The organism is Neobacillus sp. S1115, from assembly GCF_055385565.1.
In genome coordinates this window covers 2065491-2088004 of record NZ_AP038275.1, presented here as the reverse complement: position 1 = coordinate 2088004, position 22514 = coordinate 2065491, and the positions used below count along the sequence as shown (strand labels likewise).

Annotated in this window: 24 protein-coding genes and 1 pseudogene; 7 read left to right on the top strand and 18 right to left on the bottom strand. The window is 40.5% G+C overall.

Features of this window, described 5'->3' with window-relative positions:
- Positions 1–36: 36 nt before the first annotated feature.
- From ACZ5B7_RS10260 to ACZ5B7_RS10240, 5 genes and pseudogenes are all read right to left on the bottom strand, one after another.
- Positions 37–1278: an ABC transporter substrate-binding protein gene (locus ACZ5B7_RS10260; RefSeq protein WP_464493631.1), complete on the bottom strand. Its 1242-nt coding sequence runs from the start codon at positions 1276–1278 to the stop codon at positions 37–39.
- 21 nt (positions 1279–1299) lie between these two features.
- The gene (locus ACZ5B7_RS10255) at positions 1300–2058 is read right to left on the bottom strand and encodes an SDR family NAD(P)-dependent oxidoreductase (RefSeq protein ID WP_423801745.1); all 759 of its coding nucleotides are present in this window, start codon (positions 2056–2058) and stop codon (positions 1300–1302) included.
- 287 nt (positions 2059–2345) lie between these two features.
- A pseudogene (locus ACZ5B7_RS10250) lies at positions 2346–2555 on the bottom strand (ATP-binding protein); the annotation flags it as partial.
- Position 2556: 1 nt separating this feature from the next.
- A complete protein-coding gene (locus tag ACZ5B7_RS10245) occupies positions 2557–2808 on the bottom strand; it encodes a hypothetical protein (protein ID WP_464493630.1) in 252 nt (83 codons plus the stop codon).
- A gap of 194 nt (positions 2809–3002) precedes the next feature.
- Positions 3003–3542, bottom strand: a complete 540-nt coding sequence (locus ACZ5B7_RS10240; RefSeq protein WP_464493629.1) for a YgdI/YgdR family lipoprotein — start codon at positions 3540–3542, stop codon at positions 3003–3005.
- A 192-nt stretch (positions 3543–3734) separates the two neighbouring features.
- Here ACZ5B7_RS10240 and ACZ5B7_RS10235 point away from each other — a divergent pair, with 192 nt between their 5' ends.
- From ACZ5B7_RS10235 to ACZ5B7_RS10220, 4 genes are all read left to right on the top strand, one after another.
- Positions 3735–3989: a transcriptional regulator SplA domain-containing protein gene (locus tag ACZ5B7_RS10235; protein WP_464493628.1), complete on the top strand. Its 255-nt coding sequence runs from the start codon at positions 3735–3737 to the stop codon at positions 3987–3989.
- A complete protein-coding gene (gene splB, locus ACZ5B7_RS10230; RefSeq protein WP_464493627.1) occupies positions 3982–5010 on the top strand; it encodes a spore photoproduct lyase in 1029 nt (342 codons plus the stop codon). The genes ACZ5B7_RS10235 and splB overlap by 8 nt, the downstream gene beginning before the upstream one ends.
- A 14-nt stretch (positions 5011–5024) precedes the next feature.
- Complete coding sequence (locus tag ACZ5B7_RS10225; protein WP_464493626.1) at positions 5025–5447, top strand: pyridoxamine 5'-phosphate oxidase family protein; 423 nt, start codon at positions 5025–5027, stop codon at positions 5445–5447.
- 197 nt (positions 5448–5644) lie between these two features.
- Complete coding sequence (locus ACZ5B7_RS10220) at positions 5645–5914, top strand: hypothetical protein (RefSeq protein WP_464493625.1); 270 nt, start codon at positions 5645–5647, stop codon at positions 5912–5914.
- A gap of 112 nt (positions 5915–6026) precedes the next feature.
- Here ACZ5B7_RS10220 and qoxD read toward each other — a convergent pair whose 3' ends face one another.
- From qoxD to ACZ5B7_RS10195, 5 genes are all read right to left on the bottom strand, one after another.
- Positions 6027–6308 (bottom strand): cytochrome aa3 quinol oxidase subunit IV, encoded by a 282-nt coding sequence (gene qoxD / locus ACZ5B7_RS10215; RefSeq protein ID WP_213140715.1) that lies wholly within the window; start codon positions 6306–6308, stop codon positions 6027–6029.
- 1 nt (position 6309) lies between these two features.
- On the bottom strand, positions 6310–6906 hold the full coding sequence (gene qoxC, locus ACZ5B7_RS10210) for a cytochrome aa3 quinol oxidase subunit III (protein WP_378581131.1): 597 nt from the start codon (positions 6904–6906) through the stop codon (positions 6310–6312).
- Positions 6906–8852: a cytochrome aa3 quinol oxidase subunit I gene (qoxB, locus tag ACZ5B7_RS10205; RefSeq protein ID WP_464493624.1), complete on the bottom strand. Its 1947-nt coding sequence runs from the start codon at positions 8850–8852 to the stop codon at positions 6906–6908. The genes qoxC and qoxB overlap by 1 nt, the downstream gene beginning before the upstream one ends.
- 64 nt (positions 8853–8916) lie before the next feature.
- A complete protein-coding gene (gene qoxA / locus ACZ5B7_RS10200; RefSeq protein ID WP_464493623.1) occupies positions 8917–9834 on the bottom strand; it encodes a cytochrome aa3 quinol oxidase subunit II in 918 nt (305 codons plus the stop codon).
- Between the two features lie 351 nt (positions 9835–10185).
- A complete protein-coding gene (locus ACZ5B7_RS10195; protein WP_464493622.1) occupies positions 10186–11544 on the bottom strand; it encodes a S8 family peptidase in 1359 nt (452 codons plus the stop codon).
- 255 nt (positions 11545–11799) lie between these two features.
- Between ACZ5B7_RS10195 and hpaB the strand changes: the two genes are divergently transcribed.
- Positions 11800–13242: a 4-hydroxyphenylacetate 3-monooxygenase, oxygenase component gene (gene hpaB / locus ACZ5B7_RS10190; RefSeq protein WP_464493621.1), complete on the top strand. Its 1443-nt coding sequence runs from the start codon at positions 11800–11802 to the stop codon at positions 13240–13242.
- A gap of 31 nt (positions 13243–13273) precedes the next feature.
- Here hpaB and ACZ5B7_RS10185 read toward each other — a convergent pair whose 3' ends face one another.
- On the bottom strand, positions 13274–14071 hold the full coding sequence (locus tag ACZ5B7_RS10185; RefSeq protein WP_464493620.1) for an ABC transporter ATP-binding protein: 798 nt from the start codon (positions 14069–14071) through the stop codon (positions 13274–13276).
- Positions 14072–14336: 265 nt separating this feature from the next.
- Here ACZ5B7_RS10185 and adhE point away from each other — a divergent pair, with 265 nt between their 5' ends.
- The gene (gene adhE / locus ACZ5B7_RS10180) at positions 14337–16937 is read left to right on the top strand and encodes a bifunctional acetaldehyde-CoA/alcohol dehydrogenase (RefSeq protein WP_464493619.1); all 2601 of its coding nucleotides are present in this window, start codon (positions 14337–14339) and stop codon (positions 16935–16937) included.
- Positions 16938–17006: 69 nt separating this feature from the next.
- Here the strand turns inward: adhE and ACZ5B7_RS10175 are convergent, their stop codons facing one another.
- From ACZ5B7_RS10175 to ACZ5B7_RS10155, 5 genes are all read right to left on the bottom strand, one after another.
- Positions 17007–17537, bottom strand: coding sequence for an HXXEE domain-containing protein (locus ACZ5B7_RS10175; protein ID WP_464493618.1), 531 nt, complete (start codon positions 17535–17537; stop codon positions 17007–17009).
- A gap of 134 nt (positions 17538–17671) precedes the next feature.
- On the bottom strand, positions 17672–18139 hold the full coding sequence (locus tag ACZ5B7_RS10170) for a flavin reductase family protein (RefSeq protein ID WP_213140724.1): 468 nt from the start codon (positions 18137–18139) through the stop codon (positions 17672–17674).
- 106 nt (positions 18140–18245) lie between these two features.
- Positions 18246–18437 carry a hypothetical protein gene (locus ACZ5B7_RS10165; protein WP_464493617.1) on the bottom strand — a complete coding sequence of 64 codons (192 nt, stop codon included), beginning with the start codon at positions 18435–18437 and terminating at the stop codon, positions 18246–18248.
- A gap of 132 nt (positions 18438–18569) precedes the next feature.
- Complete coding sequence (locus ACZ5B7_RS10160) at positions 18570–19985, bottom strand: radical SAM protein (RefSeq protein WP_464493616.1); 1416 nt, start codon at positions 19983–19985, stop codon at positions 18570–18572.
- Positions 19978–20721 (bottom strand): prolipoprotein diacylglyceryl transferase, encoded by a 744-nt coding sequence (locus ACZ5B7_RS10155; RefSeq protein WP_464493615.1) that lies wholly within the window; start codon positions 20719–20721, stop codon positions 19978–19980. Before ACZ5B7_RS10155 ends, ACZ5B7_RS10160 begins: the two co-directional genes overlap by 8 nt.
- 174 nt (positions 20722–20895) lie before the next feature.
- Here ACZ5B7_RS10155 and ACZ5B7_RS10150 point away from each other — a divergent pair, with 174 nt between their 5' ends.
- On the top strand, positions 20896–21453 hold the full coding sequence (locus ACZ5B7_RS10150) for a GNAT family N-acetyltransferase (RefSeq protein ID WP_464493614.1): 558 nt from the start codon (positions 20896–20898) through the stop codon (positions 21451–21453).
- A gap of 11 nt (positions 21454–21464) precedes the next feature.
- Here the strand turns inward: ACZ5B7_RS10150 and ACZ5B7_RS10145 are convergent, their stop codons facing one another.
- Together ACZ5B7_RS10145 and ACZ5B7_RS10140 are read right to left on the bottom strand one after the other, a co-directional pair.
- Positions 21465–21665 (bottom strand): hypothetical protein, encoded by a 201-nt coding sequence (locus tag ACZ5B7_RS10145; RefSeq protein WP_464493613.1) that lies wholly within the window; start codon positions 21663–21665, stop codon positions 21465–21467.
- A gap of 109 nt (positions 21666–21774) precedes the next feature.
- Positions 21775–22320: an outer spore coat protein CotE gene (locus tag ACZ5B7_RS10140; protein WP_423801724.1), complete on the bottom strand. Its 546-nt coding sequence runs from the start codon at positions 22318–22320 to the stop codon at positions 21775–21777.
- Positions 22321–22514: the final 194 nt, after the last annotated feature.

Here is a 22514-nt window from a genome sequence, read left to right as displayed (position 1 = left end):
GAGCGGGATGACTTCCAAGCCACCCCTGCTCGTCCTCTATTTAATTCCTTTCTCTTCTAATTCCTTTGGAATGATTCTTTTTACTTCCACTGGTGACCCATTTTGTATTTGAGTAATGGTTATAGGAAGAAGCATTTGTTGAGCGATACCGTAGGTTGCTTTATAACCAAAAGCAGTTGGGCCGTAAGAACTATCTACTTTAACTTCTTGAAGTGCCTTGATTAACTTATCAGGGTCCAAACTTTCTGTCTTATCAATGGCAGCTTTTATCGCCATTAACCCATCATAAGACTGCATGGAAATCGCATTTAGAGTTTGTTTTAATTCTTGATTGGCTTTTTTTGCCAATTCCTTTTGGACATCGGTAGCAATTTTACTATTAAAATCTGGAGCTAACCCTAGGTAAACGTTATTTGCCGCTTCTCCTGCAGCAGCAATCAATTGATCAGCACTTGTTCCTGCCCCAATTATTTTCACGCCATCCCATCCCTGCTCTGATAGGGCTTTCAAAATTAATCCTGCATCACCTGGAGGGGTTGCGCCTAAATCAATAATATCTGGTTTTTTGGAAAGAATTTTTGTTACAATTTGTGAAAATTCGGTTGTGCCTCTTTCGTAATAATCCTCAACCACTATTTCAAGTCCCTTTTCATCCCATACTTTAAGCGACACTGCTGAAGTATCCGTTCCTGTTGCATCATTGGGATTTATGACAGCAACTTTTTTAAGATTATGATCTTTTTCAAGAATATAAGTGGAGATTGGTTCAATAACCTCTCTAGGTGTATTCAAGGTTGTGTAAGTATAAGGGAATTTCTTTCCTTTTATGTCTGGAGTCCATGCTGAGGTAAAATGGATTACTTTCGCTTTCTCAGTTAAGGTGTGTAATGCTAGTGTTGGTGCACTGCCAATAGAACCCGCAATAAATTTAACTTTATCCTTATTAATTAGTGTTTGAGCTACTTGTGCTCCTGTCGTTGCATTATATTTATTATCATAGGCTATGACCTGAAAGGTATATTTCTTCCCGTCAACTGTAACTCCACCTTCCTCATTGATCTTATTGGCTGCTTGTTTGGCTGCCCATTCAGAAGTGATTCCCCAGTTGGCGGCTGCCCCTGACAATGGAACACTCAGCCCCACTTTAATGACATTCTTTGAATCCCCTGAGCTTTCCGAATTGGACGAAGACTGGCTTCCACATGCCGTAAGTAAGAGTAGTAACGAGATCAAAGCAATACTTAAAAATTTTTTCCGCAAATTATTTAAAACTCCCATTAGCATCAAATCTCCCTTCAATTATAGGTGCGGCCAAATGCCACCAGAAACTGGCATGATATGTCCAGTAATATAGCTCGATTCATCACTAGCTAAAAATAATGCTGCATTAGCGACATCTGCTGGCTTCCCCAATCTTCCCAATAACGTTTGTTGACGATATTCTTCTAGAGTTTCACTATCCATGCGATCTAAAATAGATGTTTGAATTAACCCGGGTGCAATACAATTAACATTAACATTCGGGCTCAATTCCTTTGCGGCGGTTTTTGTAAAAGAAGCTACCCCTGCCTTCGCTGCCCCATAATCTGAGTATCCTTTTTCACCTTCAAAATGGATCGTGGAAATATTGATGATTTTCCCATATCCATTTTGAATCATCTTTGGCGAAACTAATTTGGTACAATTAAACGTACCCTTTAAATTTAGTTCCATCGTTTGATCCCATCGCTCGTCATCAATTTCAAAAATGGATTTAACTAAACTCTTATCCCGAATACCGCCAACAACATTAACAAGAATGTCTATTTTACCGAATTCTTCGTTAACTCCATTTACCACTTCTTTTATCTCATCAAAAACTAGTACGTTTGCCCGTATTGCTAAAATATTTTCATGATCCACAAAATCTAATAATTTTTCTCTGGTTTCAAACAATCTTTTCTCAGAAATATCTGTTATGGCGATTTTGGCACCCTCTTCAGCAAAGCGTAAAGCAATTGCTTGCCCCATTGGCCCCCCTGCACCTGTAACAAATGCAATCTTATTTCTTAGTCGCAAAATTTCCATCCCCCTTAATTTTTTTCCTTTTATTTTTTATAAAATCAATCATTATTCCTCCTTCTTTTATTTTTACTTGCAATTTTTATGCCAATTTTTGTTCTTTTTAAAACCTGGTTTTCTATAATCGTTTTTTTACACTTATGCAAAAGATTCGCAAAAATAAGAAACACTTTTGCGAAAGGCACCTTAAATAAATGAAAGTTTTTAAATACAAATTAAAAAAATAAAAAACACACAGAACCTGTGTGTTTAATCTATATCTACTATGTTTAATAATGATAGTTTTAATCTGAGATTGCCGGTAAAGAAAGGATAACCTCTGTACCTTTACCGGGTGAACTATGAATCTTAATTTTGCCATTCATACTTTCAATGATTCTATAAACCACCATCATCCCCAGCCCAGTTCCGTTTCCCGTCATGGTAAAATAGGGCTCGCCTAGCCTTTCAAGCACTTCTCTGCTCATTCCAACACCATTATCCAGTATATGGATGTTACATACCGAAAGGGCCGCCATACAAGGTACCCAACCAAAGAGGGATCCTCCGCAAATCAAAATTCAACCCGTTATCTTTATAGAAGGAAAATACCATACAAAACAATATGGTGGTTCCATAGGTGACGAGAATTCCATACTTTTTTACAAATGGACTTTCAGGCTTACTTTCATTCCAGAATTGATGATCAATCATTGCGATTATAATAACCAATAAGTTAAAAAGCATATTACTGCTTTCATTAATCATTAAAAATTCCCCTTCATCTGCATTTCCTTCTATATATGCTGCATCACTATTTTGTCCTTCGGGATAAATACTGATAACCTAAAAAGATATTATCATAGACCAAATAGAATTCCCATATCGGCTTAATAAAAATGAAAGAATAATTAAACAAAAAAACAAGCCGAAATGAATTCGGCTTGTAATTATAATTATGCTTAATTAACTTGATTCCCCAAGCTTGGCGGCAATAACTTCTCACTTTCAAATACCTTTCCAAGTGCTTCGTCAGCTTTTTCAAAGGTTGCGTCTGCTGCTTCAAAATTTGGGGCTTCTTTTTTCAATTCATCAGCTTTTGCTTGGTAGGACGCTGCAAATTCTTTTATGACGGCTTCAAGCTCTGACTGATGGTCCTTCAACTCTGCTGGAATTTGAATGACGTTCAGTTCATCGGCAATGGCTGCTGCAGCCGCACTTGCACCTGCTTTATCCTCAACTGTTGGCAGGTCTTCCGGCTTTGCGTCTTCCTTGGATGCCTTCGCTACATATGTATCTAAAGCCACATCTTTCGCGTTAATTTTCTTACCTAGCTCCGTATAGAATTTAACTAATTCCTTCTTTACATCCGTCTTGGGTGCTACTGCTTCCTCCGTATTTTTCTTTTCCCTCTCTGTCGTTTTTGCCTCGTCATTACTTGAGCATGCAGCAAGACCAATAGTCATAGTTAATGCTGCGAATGGTAATAAAAATTTCTTCATTTAGTTTTCCCCCTATTTCTCTATTGCTTTTTACAACATTGAATTAGACGGAGGAAAGGTCATTATAGTTTCACAAAATGGGAAATTTTTGTATTTTTTTAATAGAAATAACTTATTTTAATTTGGAGAAAATAATGAAGGATTAGCATGGATATGTTAATAAACCACATTTAGGAAAGGAAGGATGAAACCATGTCGATTCAATCCTTTCAACCGGGACAAATAGTATATGTAATTATTCGCAATCCTCATGCACAGGATGTGGCCAATGTCCAAGAAGCAGCGGTTGTTCAAAATCCCGAGTCACCAGGTGATTTGGCGCTGTTTGTTTATGAAACCTATTATCCATTAAATGATGAAGTAGCGGTTTTTAGTTCTTCTTTCGAGGCGGAAAATGCCTTTCAGGAAGCATTCGGCTACACAGAAATCGAGGGTTATTATGGTTAAACCCTTTGTCCCTCAACTTGTCTATGTAGAACCCGATGCATTGACCTATCCACTTGGAAAAGAGCTTGTGTCCAAATTTGAAAATATGGGGATTGAGATCAGGCAAACCACCTCCCATAATCAAATTCGGAATTTACCCGGAGAGAATGACTTTCAAAGGTATCGTGTCGCCAAATCAACACTCGTGGTCGGAGTAAGAAAAACGCTAAAATTTGATACCTCCAAACCTTCAGCAGAATATGCGATTCCCTTTGTGACTGGCTGCATGGGTCATTGCCATTATTGTTATTTGCAAACGACGATGGGCAGTAAACCCTATATCCGCACCTATGTCAACATTGATGATATTTTTGAAGCAGCCGAGAATTATATGAAGGAACGTGCTCCGGAACCAACACGATTTGAAGCATCCTGTACTTCGGACATCGTCGGTGTGGATCACTTAACCCACACCTTAAAAAAAGCGATTGAGTTTTTTGGTGAATCTGAATATGGAAAGCTTCGGTTTGTCACAAAGTTTGCCCATGTCGACCATTTGCTCGATGCCAAACATAATGGAAAAACCCGCTTTCGGTTTAGCATGAACGATGATTATATCATCAAAAATTTTGAGCCAGGCACCTCCCGCCAACAAGAAAGAATTGAGGCGGCCGGAAAAGTTGCGAATGCAGGATTCCCATTAGGTTTTATAATCGCCCCTATCTATTTACATGACGGTTGGAAGGAAGGTTATAAGGAAATGTTTGAAAAATTAGAGGCCAAACTTCCAAATGCAGCGAAAAAGGACTTAACCTTCGAGCTGATTCAACATCGCTTTACCAAACCGGCAAAAAAGGTCATAGAAAAAAACTATCCAATGACGAAATTGGAATTGGATGAGTCGAAACGGAAATGGAAATGGGGACGCTACGGGATCGGAAAGTACGTGTATACCGACCAAGAGCAAGAGGATATCAAAGATACCTTGGGTTCATATATCCATAATTATTTCCCTGAAGCAAAAATTGAGTACTTCACTTAAAGGAGTAGATTTTCATGACAAATTCAGATTTAAAAGAAAAGGTCCAGAAGGTTATCTCAGACCACAAAACGGGCATTCTATCGACAGTTGAAAATAATAAACCCCATTCCCGGTATATGACTTTTTATAACGACGAATTAACCTTATATACACCAACAAAAAGGGATACTGAAAAAATCGGGGAAATTGAGAAAAATCCGAACGTATCTGTTTTATTAGGCTATGAAAAAAAAGGACAAACTGATTCCTATGTTGAAATATCCGGAACTACCGCTGTTAATGATTCTGCTCATCTGAAACAACAATATTGGGAAGAGTCATTTAATCAATGGTTCAACGGCCCTGACGATCCGAACTATATTTTTCTGGAGATAAAACCAGAAACCGTTCGTATTATGAATCTTAATGGTGAACCATCACAAGAATTGAATTTGTAGATTCTCCCCCTTAAGGATTCAGTCGTCTAACTGAATCCTTTTTGTCTTCACGAACATATACCACATATTTGTGACAAATTTAAAATATTTTTTGACAATTTTGTGAACAAAGTTTTGACAATTTTGTGAACTCGGTGAATAATATATAGTATAAGAGTTTTGGAAGTGTAAATCATCCCCATCCCAAGGAGGTCGTAATGATGAATACGCGAATGAAAATATTACATGCAACAAAATGGGCCGGCAGTGTTACCTTACTAACAGGTATCATGATTTTTTTATACGGAATTGTAAGCGGTTTAATGCCGGTCACCGGGATTGGGATTGGTACCATTGTGGGAGCGGTGATGTTCTTTCTGATGGGAATGTTTTTTATCGCGACTGAGGAAATGGTAGAAAAGACGGATAAGGGATTAGAAATCCCGACAATGCCAATGAAACCGAGATTATATTTAGTAAAAAGATAAATGAAAACTCGCCGATTGGCGAATCCGGTAGGACGAAGACAGAGGAGTAGTTGAATTTATGCGTTAGGAAAAAAGAGAGCGTCTGTAAAAGACGCTCCCTTTCTTCATTTATCTACATATCCCAAAGGAAAATGAGTAATGTTCCAAAAACAGTAATCAGGGCCATGGCAATCATAAAAAATACCTTGCCATAAATTACCCACTTATCTTCTGATTCGCCAGCGTGCATAAACACAACAAGCTGCAGAAGAGCCTGAACAAATGCTGTGGCAACTAGGACAACCATTCCTTGTGCAAAGGAGAGTTTCAAGAAATAGACTGCCAGAGCAGCTGCCGTTAGGACTAAGGAAAAGACAAAACCAATTATTTGTTTTCGTGGGAATAATTCGCTCATCTTACATCATTCCTTTCAAATAGATGAAGCTGAAGATGAAGATCCAGACGACATCCAAGAAATGCCAGTAAAGTGAAAAGATAAAGGATTTATTCGCAGTTTCAGGCGTTAAGCCGCGTTTTTTCACTTGCAAAAGGATAGCTGTTCCCCAGAATAATCCGAAGGTAACGTGCAGTCCGTGTGTACCTAATGTAGTCATCAGCATGGCAGTAAATGCGCTAGTCTGCAATGTTGCACCATCATGGATATAGGTGATGAATTCATCAATTTCAAAGCCTAAGAACCCTAGACCAAGAAGAAGTGTAATCACAAAGAAGGTCATCATTGCTTTTTTGCGTCCTAGACGCATTGCGTGAACGCCAAGTCCAATTGTAAAACTACTTGTTAATAACAAAAGTGTTTCTATAATAACCGGAGCTATTTCAAAAATTTCTGTACCACTTGGACCGCTTCCGGTTCTATGCTCTAACGTAAAGTAAGAGGTAAACAGTGTAGCAAACAGCATAATTTCAGCTGCAAGGAAAACCCAAAAGCCAAAAATATTCAGTCCGTTTTGTTTTGTACCATATTCTAATGGCAGCGAGTGATCGACGTTCATTATTTAGCACCTCGCAGTTTTGTTTCAGTTTCTTCTATTTCTTTAACAGAAATATATCGGCCGTGGTCCTGTTCGAATGAGCGTAGAGCCATACATGCCAAAATTCCAATTAGTGAAAGAATTGCCGGAATCCATAAGGAGAAGACCAGCGAAAATCCTAACACAAAGAAGATTGCGCCCATAATAAATGGAACTCCGCTGTTATTTGGCATATGGATTTTTTCCACTTTACCCGGGAACAGCTCATGACCTTTTTTCTTGGAATCCCAGAATGCTTCACTAGAAGCAACCTGAGGCTCGATGGCAAAGTTGTATTCCGGTACAGGAGTATGTGTTGCCCATTCAAGCGAACGTGCATCCCATGGATCTGCACCAACATTTCTTGGTGAATAACGAACACTGTAATAAACGTTATAGACAATCAATGCAAAGCTGATGGCCATAACACCTGCACCAACGAATGAAACCATATTTAATGGTCCATAACCTGTTGCTTCTGAATAAGTGTACATACGGCGTGCCTGACCATCTAAACCAGTAATATACATTGGGAAGAACGCTAAGCAGAATCCGATTGTAAGCGTCCAGAATGACCATTTCCCAATTCTTTCATTTAACATAAAGCCAAACATTTTTGGCCAATAATACGTTAGACCAGCTAGCATAGCAAATACTACACCCGGGATAATTGTGTTATGGAAGTGAGCTACTAAGAACATTGTGTTATGGTACTGATAGTCAGCAGCTGACATCGCTAGCATGACCCCTGTCATCCCGCCGATTACAAATAGCGGAATAAACCCTAGAGAGTATAACATTGGAACGGTAAATCGAATTTTCCCTTTCCATAAAGTGAATAACCAGTTGAAAATCTTAACACCTGTTGGAACGGCAATCATCATTGTTGTAATAGAGAAGAAGCTGTTTGCTACTGCCCCCTGCCCCATCGTAAAGAAATGGTGTGCCCAAACCATACAGGATAATGCTGAGATAATAACCATGGATGCAACCATTGATTTATAGCCATAAAGGTTCCGGCCGGCAAAGGTTGAGATAACCTCACTGTAAATACCAAATGCAGGTAATATAAGGATATAAACTTCAGGATGTCCCCAAACCCAGAATAGGTTGGCCCAGAGCATATCCATACCGCCATTTGTCGTTGCAAAGAAGTGAGTTCCGAACAATCTGTCCATGGTTCCCATCGCAAGCGCAACTGTAATGACAGGGAAAACCGTTACGATGATAAGGTTTGTTACTAAAACAGACCATGTAAACATCGGCATTTTCATTAAGGTCATGCCAGGTGCTCTCATTTTCATTATTGTTGTAATCATGTTAATACCGGTCATTAGTGACCCAATACCAGATATTTGAATCGCAATCATATAATAGTTCGTTCCTACATGTTGGCTGAAATCATTCCCTGCGAGCGGGAAATAAGAAGTCCATCCTGCATCAGGAGATCCGCCAATAACAAAAGAGATATTAAACAGCATCGCACCAAAGAAGAATAGCCAGAAGCTTATTGCATTTAATCTAGGGAAGGCCACGTCACGTGCGCCAATTTGTAACGGCACAAGGTAGTTCATGAAGGCAAAGATAAATGGCATCGCCATGAACATGACCATAATAACCCCGTGTGTTGAGAAAACTTCATTGTAATGCTGAGGATCAAGCAGTTTATTATCAGGTACAGCCAGCTGGGCACGCAGCATAATCGCGTCCACGCCGCCGCGGAATAACATAATTAAGGCAGAGAGTAAATACATAATCCCAATCCGTTTATGGTCAACTGTTGTTAACCATTCGCGCCATAAATATCCCCATTTTTTGAAATAGGTTAGGCCTGCAATAATGGCAACCACTGTTAGGCCAATCGCTACCATAGATGCATAGATTGCAAGACTTGGATTTGGTATGGCAAAACGTTCAAAGAACTCCATCCTTTATTAACTCCTTTCGAGAGATTAATTTTTTCAATAATTCGTTTCATAAACCTTTTAACAATTACTCATGATTTTGGTGATCTGACATATCCATATCCATTTCCATTTTTGAGTGGTCAGTTTGACCTTCCTCTGGTTTTGCGGAAGGACTATGATCGTGTTCTGGTGCTGGACTAAATTTTAAATGAGTCCCTGTAAAAGTCATTTGTCCAAGGTGTCCTGGCTTTAATAACTCATCAAATTTTTTCTCTGATAAAGGTTTTGCCGTTTTCTTAACGTCTTTTACCCATTTATCGAAATCTTTTTCAGACATTGCTGTAACATTAAACGTATTTTCAGCAGTACCTTTACCGCTGAAGTTCGCGTTACGGCCCATCATTTCACCCGGTTCATCTGCAGCTAAGTGCAGTGTCGTCACCATATCTGACATAGCGTATTTTTGACCGCCAAGTTGTGGAATCCAGAAGCTAGTGATTGGTCCGTAGGAATAAAGCTTAAATTCGATCGGCCGGTCTGTTGGAATATACAAATAGTTGACCGTTTCAATATTTTGTTCAGGATAACTAAAATGCCATTTCCAGTCAGATGAAGATGCATAAATGACTAAAGGATCTTTATCCTGATATTTTATTGGTTTTGCTTCGACAATATTGTTACTTTGAACAGAAACGATTGAAAAGTAAGTGACAATGATGACAGGAATACCGACGCAAATTAGCTCAACCCATTTATTTCCTTCAATGTGAGGCGGTTCATAATCTGGGCTTGCCTTTGAGGCACGATACTTAATTAGCACATAAATCAAAATAGCGAAAACTACAATTACTATGAACGACATGATCCCAATAGATAACAAAATATCGTGGGCTTGCCTTTCGGCTTGCGGCCCTTTAGGATCAAGAACCATAAGTGGTTCACATCCTGTAAGCACTGTGACAATAGTGAGAACAAGCAGTAACAAAGCCGATTTTACTTTCATGCTAGTACCCCTTTCTTTTATTTAAAAAATATCATGTTAAAAAAATTTTTTGTTTGTGATTTACATCACATCATTAGTAACTATCTTAATACCAAACATTATTAAAAGACACCCATTCAGAAGATTTGTCACCAAATGTTCAAAAATAATTCGACACTTTGTAAAAGTTAGGTCTATACATTTGCTTTTTTAATATAGATTTAATATTGGTCAACGGATAGTTGAGAATTATGGAAAAGCACCCTTAAAATTCCTTCACATTTATGTTTCTATTTAAAAAATTCAGATTCACTGTAGTGAAAAAACAAAGCAAAGAAGCGATCACCACCGATCGCTTCTTTGCTTTGTTTTTTATTGATTTAATGCGTTAACAGCATTTATTAATCCAAATCCAGCCTTTTCATCATAACCTGGTTTAAACACATCCTCTGCTGAAGACTGGATGATTTGTTTTACCTGCGCAGGCTTAAGAACGTCTTTTCCGTACTTCGCGATGATCACTCCCGCTAAGGCAGCTGTTTTTGGTGCGGCCATTGAAGTGCCGGCTTTATATCCATATCCACCGCCAGGAATTGTACTTAGGCAAAGATAAAAATTTTCTCTTCCTGCTCCAGTGGCAGGATCATAATTTGGTCCCAAATCCCCGCCAGGTGCCATCACATCAATTTTTCCTACTCCATAATTTGAATAGAATGCTAGATTTTTTTGAGCCCCGCCGGCTGAAACCCGAATCATCGTTTGACTGCTCGGGCTTCGGTGTGTTGCGCCTTTATCATCTCCCGACAGTTGGCCTGGACTGCTTAAATCAAGCCCATTATTACCTGCGGAACCAACTACAGTTACCCCTTTTTGAATAGCATATTGAATAGCACGATTAAATAAGCGAACATCTGCTATAACATCTTTAGTTACATACTCAGGGTCTTGGAACCAGTCGTAACCGCCAAGGGACATATTGACAACATCAACATTGTCATCTGCAGCTGTCATTAGAGCCTCTGCAATATGGGAAGTTTCAGCACCGCCAGTTGGTCCAAAGACACGGTAGGCTGCCACTTTCAGGTCTGGTCCAACACCTAAAACTCTTCCTTTCCCGGCAATCGAACCAGCCACGTGCGTGCCGTGTCCATTTTCATCCATCGCATTCGAATATCCCGGCACAAATGATTTTCCATAAATATAGTTCGCTTTTAAATCTGGATGGTTATAATCAATACCTGTATCAATTATACCAACCACAATCTCTTCTCCTGAAACTGGCATTCCAGTTCCTCCTGGTAAATTCCATGACTCCCCATTATTGGTTACCTGTTTAATATCCCATTGAAGCTGTTCATATAAATCAGCTGTACCAGAAGTCCCTCCAACTTCCGCGGCTTCTTGTATAGCAGCTTCCTCTGGGTAAACTATATTTTCTTCACCTGCATCCAAAACAAGACTCGATTTTTTCACCTTGTCCAAAAAAGCAGTATTTGTTGAACTTACTTCAACAGCCCCCAACTTATCCAGCTTCCCTGTCACTTTTCCGCCGGCGTCCTTGATCATTTTTTCATATCCTGCCGGAAGCTGGGATTGATCCTTAAAAATTACTATGTACTCCTTGTTCACAGGTGCAGCACTGCTTTTTGAAATCCCTCCGCTAAATATAACGGATGCTCCCAAAGCAACAGATAAAGCGCTTCCAAAAATCTTCTTCTTCTTCTTCTTCATCGTTTGAACCTCTCCCTTTCTCTTTTTCTCAATTTTCATTATATTATTTTAAAGGGACTGTAGACATTCTACTAAAGTCCTCATTACAATCTTTTTATACACCACTTTCTTCCTATTTTTGAATAATTATCCACTAACATTTCCACCTATACCCAAATTCGTCCAATTGTTTGGATAACCCATGCAGGACAACCACTTTCCCAATAAAATAAATTACAAAACTTTTTAATGCTCCATGTTTTAGGGAGTGGTCAAATGGGAGCAATTAACGGAAAAGAATTTATCGAACGTATGGATCGTTTAAACAAGGAAATTTGGCTGGATGGAGAACGGTTGGAAGGGCAAATTTCTGATCATCCTGCATTTAGAGGTCTTCTTCAAAGTAAAGCATCTTTATATGATTTACAGTTTGATTCGACCCTGAAAGAAAAGCTAACCTTTTTATCCGATGAGACGGAAGAGCGGATTGGGCTATCCTATTTACAGCCACGGACGAAAGAGGATTTAAAAAGAAGGCGGACCATGATCGAAATTTGGGCCAGACATACCAATGGGCTGATGGGTAGAAGTCCGGATTATATGAATTCAGTCGTTATGGCCTTTGCCTCCTCCGCCTTATTTTTAAAAGGGAGTGAGAATTGCTTTCCGGAAAATATTATTTCCCTCTATGAAAGGGCAAGGAATCAAGATCTCTCGTTTACCCACACCTTTATAACTCCCCAGGTTAACCGGTCGCAAATCAACTTTGAAAAATCGAAAGAACCAATTGCCGCCAAAATTGTCGGGAAAAACGCAAAGGGAATTATTATCAAGGGGGCTCGCCTGTTAGCGACCCAAGGCGGTTTAACGGATGAAGTTCTAGTTTATTCAGCCGGCGGAGTGACAAATGACGCGGATGCCTATGCATTTTCCATCCCTTCTGATACAAAAGGACTTAAATTTCTTTGCAGAGAGTCGTTTGTAAGCGGTGAGTCAGTCTTTGATTATCCGCTCAGCTCGCGTTACGAAGAAATGGATACGATTTTAGTCTTTGATAACGTGGTGGTTCCGTGGGAAAGAGTCTTTTTTTACGAAAATGTCGATGCAGCAAATGAATTCATGGAGAAAAGCTCATTCTACCATCACGCCTACCACCAGGCCATCACTAGACAGGTTGTGAAAACAGAATTTCTATTGGGACTTGCCGAGTCCCTTTCGGATACAATCAATGTTTGCGGATATCAGCATATTCAAGAAAAACTTTCAGAAATCATCATCGGACTTGAAACGATGAGGGCGCTGCTGCTCAAATCTGAGGAAGAGGCGGAATTGGATGAGTGGGGTTATATGAGACCAAGCCTCATTCCTCTTAAAGTCGCTAGCAATGTCTTTCCAAAAATTTATCCTAGATTCAGCGAAATCATTCAATTAATTGGCGCGAGTGGAATGGTTACCTTGCCGACTGAAAAGGACTTTAATTCCCCTATAAAACAGGATTTGGAATCCTATCTGCAAGGCTCTAGAAAAAATGCTGAGGAACGCGTCAAGCTTTTTCGATTAGCCTGGGACCTGACGATGAGCTCATTTGGCACAAGGCAAACCCAGTATGAACGGTACTTCTTCGGCGACCCTGTCCGCTTGTCGAGCGGTTTGTATCATACCTATCCAAAGGAAGAATATTGCAAGCGAGTTAAAGATTTGCTCGATTTAAAAGAATAGGATATCCCTGCACACGGGATATCCTATTCTTCTAAATATTTTGATGTGTCACCTGCAACTTCGACAGCAATGGTCTTTTATTTTCCCAAGAAACCCGAACCGGCAGATTAAAAAATTGGCTAAGGCTCTCGCTCGATAACAGTTCATTGGTGTTTCCGTACGCAAAAACCTGCCCCTCCTTTAGCAACAAGGTTTTATTGAATACAGGCAGAATCTCTTCAACATGATGAGTAACATAAATGATGGCTGGTGCATTTGGATTTTTGGCAATCGTTTCGATTGATTCCAATAGTTTTTCACGGGCAATAAAGTCCAGACCGTTCGTTGGCTCGTCGAGAATCAGCAAAGACGGGTCAGCCATTAACGCGCGGGCAATTAACACCCGCTGTTTCTCCCCTTGCGATAAAGTTTCATAATTTCTGTTAGCATAATCGATGCAGCCAAGCTCCTCAAGTAAGGAAATGGCTTTTCTTCGTATTTCGTCTGTGGGAGTTTCATAGAGACCAATGGAAGCGAATGCTCCGCTTAGTACCACTTCAAAGGCATTATCGCCCGGGTGAAATTTTTCCTGAAGTGAGGATGAAACAAAGCCAATTTGCTTGCGCAGCTTTTCAGCAAGATAGGTTTTCCCAAACTCCATTCCTAAAACATTAATTTTTCCCTTTGTCGGGAAATTATAGGCGTTCAGCAAATTTAGGATGGCCGTTTTACCAGAACCGTTTAAACCGAATAAAACCCAATGCTCCCCTTTTCCTACTTGCCAATTGACATTTTTTAAAATCCATTTATCGCTCCGTTTGAGCGAAACGTCCTTTAGTTGCAGAATCATTATTTTACTCCCCTCTTATGATTGACTTTATACATAATATAGTATCAAAATTTTCCAAAAATAAAAATATTGAGAGTTTTCCACTCTAAAAAAAGCAATTATGAACATTCTTTGAAACTATTCTATTTATAAGTGTTTCCCCAACTTTCGCCGCATAATTCTACAAATTTCTTGGTTTACGATTGCTATATTTTGAACGTAAGGAAAATATTAATTTCCTATTGTTCAACATTTCACAATAAATGATTTTAGGGAGGAACAATCAATGGCATTGGAAGAAAAAATGTTACAGCAAAAGCAAACAGTCTCGGGTGTTGACCGATTAGCAGCTAATGCGGCTCAGGCAGCTACGGAGTTTCGCAGCTTTACGCAGGAAATGGTCGATGAAATTGTCAAGCAGTTGGCACTTGTTGCACTCGAGAACCACGATAAATTTGCCAGAATGGCTGTTGATGAAACGAATCGAGGCCTTTACGAAGATAAAATCACGAAAAATATGTTTGCAACAGAGATGATTTATCACACCCTTCGAAATCTGAAAACGGTCGGCATTATCAGTGAAAACGCGCATGAGGGCAGCTATGAAATTGCCGAACCTGTCGGGGTCATCGCCGCGCTGGTGCCTGTGACAAATCCCACATCCACTGTCATTTATAAATCTCTTATTTCTATGAAAACAAGAAATCCGATTATTTTTTCCTTTCACCCCGTTTCACAGAATTCGGGAAGGTTCACAGCTGAACTTCTAAGAGAAGCCGCTGTCCGTGCAGGCGCTCCTGAAAATTGTATTCAATGGATGGAAACTACCACTCTAGATGGTATCAATATGTTAATGAAGCATCCAAAAGTATCGCTAATTCTTGCGACGGGAGGTTCTAGCATGGTGAAAGCCGCATATAGTTCCGGCAAACCGGCAATTGGTGTCGGGCCAGGCAATGTACCTTGTTATTTCGAAAAAACTGCCAATATCAAGAGCTCCGTCCAAGACCTGATTATGTCGAAAACCTATGATAATGGAATGATTTGTGCCTCTGAGCAAGCATTAATCATCGATAAAGAAATCTATACTGAAGTCATTACGGAAATGATCGCCAATAACTGTTACTTTTTAAATGAGGAGGAAAGGAAACAGTTAGAAAAAGTAGCGATAAAAGAAGAAACCGGCTTCCTCAATCCGATGATTGTCGGCCTTCCAGCCTTTAAAATTGCCCAAATGGCCGGAATCGAAGTTCCATTTGATACCAAGGTTTTAGTAGTCGAGTTGGAAGGAGTAGGACCGAAATCTCCGCTATCCTGCGAAAAACTAAGTCCTGTCCTTGCCTGCTATAGGGCAAATAGTACGGAGGAAGCCTTTAACCTGGCAGAAGCCACATTAGAATACGGTGGACTCGGCCACACCGCTTCCATTCATACGGCTAATGACCAGATTGTTGAACAGTATGCAATAAGAATGAGGGCAGGACGGATCCTAATCAATACTCCTTCCGCCCAAGGGGCAACTGGAAACGTTTATAACGATTTACTGCCGACACTCACCCTGGGCACGGGCACATATGGAGGAAACTCGGTTTCAGTCAATGTCGGCGCCATGCATTTACTTAATATTAAAAAGGTCGCCAAACGCAATAATAACGCCCAAATCCTAAAGACACCGCCACAAATTTATTATCGTAAGAATTCTGTTCAGGCATTGGAAATCATCCCGGATATTAAAAGGGCATTTATTGTCACAAGCCCAAGTTCGGTGAAAAATGGTTATGTCGATAAAGTGCTCCATTTTCTAACGAAACGGCCTGATTTTGTCCACTATGAGGTGTTTTCTGAGGTGGAGCCTGACCCTAGCATCGAAACGGTCATGGCGGGTGCTGAATTGATGAGACACGCTAAGCCAAATATGATCATTGCCTTAGGAGGCGGTTCTGTCCTTGATGCCGCAAAAGCGATGTGGTTATTTTACGAGGATTCTGAGGCAAACTTTAACACTTTGAAACTGAAGACTCTTAATCCGAGAAAACGAGTTGTGACTTATCCGAAGCTTCGGGAGAAGGCTAAGTTGATCGCGATTCCAACTACTTCCGGAACAGGTTCGGAGGTTACCTCCTTTGCCGTCATCACGGATAAAAAAGCGAATATTAAATACCCGCTTTCCGACCCGGAACTATTACCAGATGTGGCGATCATCGATCCACAGTTCTCGATGACTGTTCCGAAGGAAATCACGGCAGACACCGGGATGGATGTCTTAACACATGCTCTTGAAGCTTTTGTTTCAGTCGTTGCCAATGATTTTACAGACGGACAGATTATTAAGGCCATTCAGCTAGTATTTGAGTATTTGCCAAGGGCATACCGTAACGGTTCTGATGAGCTGGCACGCGAGAAAATGCATTACGCTTCCACGATTGCGGGCCTTGCATTTAATAACGCCTATTTAGGAATTAATCACAGCCTTGCCCATGCTGTTGGCGCCGAGTTCAATATCGCTCACGGCCGCGCAAACGCGATTTTCTTGCCGCTTGTTATTCGCTATAACGCGGTGAAGCCGACGAAATTTACGCCATTTGCCGGTTATGAGTATTATAAGGCTGATAAACGTTATGCTGAGCTGGCAAAAATGCTGGGGCTTCCGGCACGGACAACGGAAGAAGGTATAGAAAGCTTGGTTGAAGCGGTGATCAGTTTGGCGAGAGAGCTCGATCTGCCGTTAAGTGTCGAGGAATGCGGTGTGAGCCAGCCTGTATATGAAAGCAAGATTGCCGAGATGGCCTTACATGCCTTTCATGATCCTGATACAAACGTCAATCCAAAGCGTCCATTAACTAGAGAACTGATGGAAATCCTGCGTCAAGCTTATAAAGGGGTATAGTTTTAATATATGGGAGGTGCCTCAAGCGGGGATTTGAGGCACTTTTTTTTGTTTGGGTTTATCCAATATTTAAAAATATCTTTCCAGTCTCTTCCCCATTATTAGCCCTACTTGATTAAAGAAAACCACTAAGATGACGCCAACTGGGATGCTGATCCAAATCATTGGCCAATCAATGGCCTCAATCTCTAAGGCAAATTGGTAGAAATATAGACAAAACGGGATCAATATAATAACGGCAGTGACTACACCAGGAGTATATCTTTTAAGAATGATAGCCTGGCCAATGTGGGTGAAGGAATGGATAAACAAAATGGAAACGACCGAAAGAATTCCTATCAAAGTCCAATCCTTTGCTTCCCCGCTCATCGCAACAATAACCACTATCAAAATACCCATATACTCAACCAATACAGCCAAAGCAAAACCGGCTGTATGCCTTGGGAACACCCGGATGAAGTAGTTGTGGAACCTTTGCGGAAGGACCTTTAGGATATCCTTCTCATTCCGTTTCAACCAGCCTTCCATGACGATGATTTCTTCAAAGTCGTGGATAATAAAAGCACTTGCCACCGCCCAGATCAGAATGGTTAATGTCATCTTCCTCCTCCTCTCACAATAATAAATTATTATGCTAAAACCATGATATCAAATTGGGTAAATTATCCAAAACAAAAAAAGCCACCCAATCAAACAGTTTTGATTTAGGCTGGCTTAATCCATCTTTTTATATCCTATTCTGCTAGAGACCTGTATTTCCCGCTAAAATAAATAAGCGGTTCGGCGTTGGATTCTTCAATGGAAATTTCAATTACCCTACCTATAAATAGTGTATGGTCCCCTTCCACATGTGCAGCTGTTACTTCACATGCAACCTGCGCCAGTGCCCCGGCGATAACAGGCACCCCGCCAAGCCGGTCAAACGCCACTTCCCGATGCTCCTTCAGCTGCCCCGCGAAAATCATCGACAACTCCTGCTGTTCAGCCGACAGGATATTGACCGAGAATGTATTGGACTTTTTTATTTTTTCAAGCATAGATGCTTTTTCCGCAATTGATACGACAACAAGTTTTGGGTTGAGCGATACAGACATAAACGCATTTGCCGTCATCCCGTGAGCCTTGCCATCCACCTCTGTTGCCACCACTGTTACCCCTGTTGCAAACTTCCCCATCGCATTTCGAAATAAACGATCATCCATTAGCAGTCCCTCCCAGCTTTCCACATTAATTTATAACTATGTTGCAAAACCAATATAAATGAATGTTAAAAGCAGGTACCTATAAAAAGCACCTGCTTTTAACATTCTATAAACCACCCAGCCCAGAAATCAGGATCCCAAAACAAGCTGTAAATAATAGAATATTAATCCCGAGACCAATCAATGCCCCCTGGCCCATCCGCTTCCTTCCCTTTGTAAAACAAATGATTGGAATCACAATCAAGGCAATGGCGGCTATACATAGATAAGCAAAAAACATCGGGGAGAAAACTAACAAAACCAATAACCCTAGAAGATAAATCCCGATGGTGATGCCAATCCCAATCCATAGGTCTTTTAAACTCCCATCCTTTGAATTGTTCCCTTGATTTTGATTTATGCCTATTCCCCCCTTAAATGCTCAAAACTACTATTTTATGAATGTTCGTTCTTCCAGTTCCTGTTGGATTTTCTTCAATTCTTGTTCCTTTTCATCCCGATAAAATAAATTGTACGTATCAAACGGAATAATCCGGCCATCTGGATGGGCGATATGGACACAGGATTTTTTTACGGAGCGGACATCAAAGTTATGTGCATCTAAGAACTGCATAATAATCACCCGGAAGACGTTGTCATAGCCGATTTCTCCCGGCATTGCCACCTTTGGCAGGCAGCATAATAAGTCCTTCAAGGACAAGGCCGAGGAATCTGGAGAATGGTTCAAGGAGAACAATTTAAAAATCATATTTTTAATATTATCGTCCTGTTCAAAAACGATGGTGTTGCGCTCGCCTTCCAGCAAAATATTAGGATCGATTAATCCTGTTAGCGGCGTCACATCCCCATTAAGCTTTAAGGCATAGCCCATTGCCAGGCAATCAGGATGGCATGGTACGGGGATTATATCCTTTGATCCAAACACATTCGATTGGTCAATAATCATTTGCCGCACTTCACTCAGCGTTAAGCGGTTAACAGAAGGGTCATATTCCTCCAATCTACCTGCTGCTTGAATAGGCTGAAAGGTCACCCCGCGGACACACTTCTGCTGCAGACCGTATTGAATGATTTTGCCTACTTCATGGTCGTTTAATCCCTTTTTCAAGGTGACAACAAGTGTAGTTGATATATTAAATTCATTTAAATGGTCAATCGCCTTTTGACGAATCTCTCGTAAATCTACTCCCCTTAATTCCTCCAATGCTTCTTTTTCAAAGCTGTCAAATTGAAGATAGATTTCAAAGCCAGGAGAATACGAGGCTAAGCGCTTGACGAATTCCTTGTCATTTGCGATTCGGAGCCCATTTGTATTCACCATTATATGCCGGATCGGCCGTGATTTTGCCATGTCCAGGATGTCAAAGAACTGCGGATGAATCGTTGGTTCGCCGCCGCTAATTTGGACGATATCAGGCTCACGCTCATTTTTAATAATGTTATCTAGCATAAATTCTATTTTTTCTATGCTGCGGAAGGTCCCTTTATGCGGCGAGGAATCCGCATAGCAAATCGGGCATTTCAGGTTGCATCGCTCGGTAATCTCCAATAATGTCAAACAGCTATGCTGTTCATGGTCCGGACATAGGCCACAATCATACGGGCAGCCATATTTAATTGGCGTATTCCAGCGATATGGCATTTCCGAGGGCTTAATAAATTCACGACACCACTTATAATAATCGACGTCTATTGAAATCAAAACCTTTTCCCTGCCGTGCTGCATACAATGCTTAACCAAATAAACCTTTTCATTTTCAATGATGACCTTGGCTTCCACTTTACGAAGACAGGTCGAGCAAATGCTGTTTGTTAATTCATAAAATAAATACGGCCGGTTAGGCATGGATTTCTCTCCTCTTCTCTGTTTGTTTTTTACTAATGAGCCATATGTAATACAGAATCCCCAGCAAGCTTGCCACTTGAATGTTGTTTAAAAGCCAATATGGGTGCGGGGTTGGTTTGATAAAATCAATCATGAACCGAAACGTTAAATAACCAAGCATGTACAGTTGAAATAGCAGGCCATCCCAGCCGATCCTATTTCTCTTTAGCTGAAAAAGCGCGACGGCAAGAGCACCCAAAAAAGCTATTTCATAAAGCTGTGTGGGGTGACGCTTGACTCCGTCCCCAAAGTCCACCCCGGTGATCCAGGTCGTGGCGGTCCCATATGTGTGGTCATCCAGGCCTGTTAAAAAACAGCCAATTCGGCCAATCATCATTCCAACGGCAAGTGGCAAAACAAAATCATCGCCGGTCGAGCGCGTCCAGGCAATGCATTTTTTGGCTGTTTCGACACCGATTAGGCCGCCTAACAAGCCGCCGACGATTGTTTTTCCTTCCATTAAATAAATAAGATTATGCCAATTTTCCAGCGTTTCCTTTGGGTCTTCAAGCCAATAGAGAAATTTGGAGCCGAAAGCAGCGCCTAAGATTGCCCCAACAATGACCCAAAGGGCTTTATCCATTGGGATTCTATCTTTATTTCGTGTATATAAATAAACGCGGAAGCCGATAAAATAGGCTAATGATTCTAATAATAGATGGGGGTGAATGCCAAAAATATAGAAAGGGAAGTTCACTAAAACGTTATCCTCCTTTCAAAGAATACTCCATGTTTTCTTCTTTATCTTATCAGAATCACAGGAAAAAATTATCATATTTTTTAAAATTTTCTAAACGTTATTGTATTTCTTTCTTTTTTTCGATCCTCGATATAAACTGATAGATGAACAAGTTTTATCCGAGGTGAATCTGTGAACTTTCCAATCCTTGAAACCAAAAGATTACAATTAATCAAACTCACCCATCGCCATGTCGACAGTTTGTTTGAAATATTTTCGCAAGATGAAGTAACGAGGTTCTATGGAACCGAACGGTTTACCCTGCCAGCCGAGGCCATGAAATTAATTGATTTGTTTCAAAAGAATTATCAAGATAAACGGGGAATCCGCTGGGGAATTAAGCTGAAGGAGAATCAAAAGATTATTGGAACCATCGGTCTTAATAACCTGCAACTGAAAAACAAACGAGCCGAAATTGGCTATGAACTGCATCCTGCCTATTGGAGAAAAGGGTATGCGACTGAAGCCATTAGAGAAGTATTACAGTTTAGTTTTACGCAAATGAATCTGTATCGGATCGGAGCCATTGTCTATCCGGAAAACGCAGCCTCGGTCAACCTGCTTCAAAAAATGGGCTTTACGAAAGAGGGCATTCTACGGGGCTATATGCATCAAAACAATCATATTCATGATACATATGTATTATCGATACTAAAGCCAGAATGGGAAAAGAGCCAGGAAAATAAGTAACCTGGCTCTTTTCATTCTTCAAAGTAGTCTTTAAATTCCTTCGGATCCTTAGCCTTTTCATTATGATAATAAGGATTATTTTCGGTAACGTTCTTTGGGTCCAAATTTGTTTTAATTACTAACATGGGTCCGGTTGGACTTTCTGCAATGATTCGGTCATTTAACTTATCAAAATCAGTCATATTGCCATTTCCCGGTTTTTTCGGTTCCAAGTGATTACCACCTCCTAGAAATTAGCATGCTGATTTTAACTGGTAATCATGCATTCAAACATTTCTCGAAAAAAAGAAAAACTAGGAAGCAAAAACCTCCTAGTTAAAGTTATTCTTCTTCGCCACCTACTAAGAAATCCGGACTTAATTCTTCGAATTCCTCGTCGTCAACATCCATGCCCCATTCATCATCATTGTCTCTGCATCCTTCAGGATTTACGCGGACACAAACCTTGGTTTCGCCAATGACTTCAACCAAGAACTCCCTTTCGACATGAACGATGATTTTGTTGCCATTTGGGGAAATGACGGCTTCACAGGTGTTTGGCTGCTGCAGTACTTTTGCTACAATTTCGCTGTCGTCCATGCAGTCATGGTCACGGTATTTTAACTTAATGACATCTGTGTATTGGACCCGTTCCGTAACAACTTCTGTTCTTGTGTTATCGTTAAAGGAGTACCAAGTATTGATGTCATAATGTCCGTGTATCTCAACCGTTTTACCAACTTTTTTCGCGTTATATTTATGGTTGATAACCCAACAGCCGAGAACGCTGGATGGATTGTGTGCCGGGCTAATCGTATGATTGGACTTTGTAAACTTCCGTCCCTTCGCTACTACGGCCTTCGCAAATATCTCTCTATATTCTCCCATTTTGCGCGAACCCTCCTCATTCAGTTTCATTTCATCCTATGCGAATGTCTATACTAGTGTGATATCTAAATCTGCGAATACTGGATAAAAGTTTAGTCATGATTCATCTTATGCGGGATGTCTAGGTGTGTGCCTTAAGGGGGTAGTCTTTTGCGGGAGGAATCCATATTAGGAAAAAAATAAGCCAGACTTCA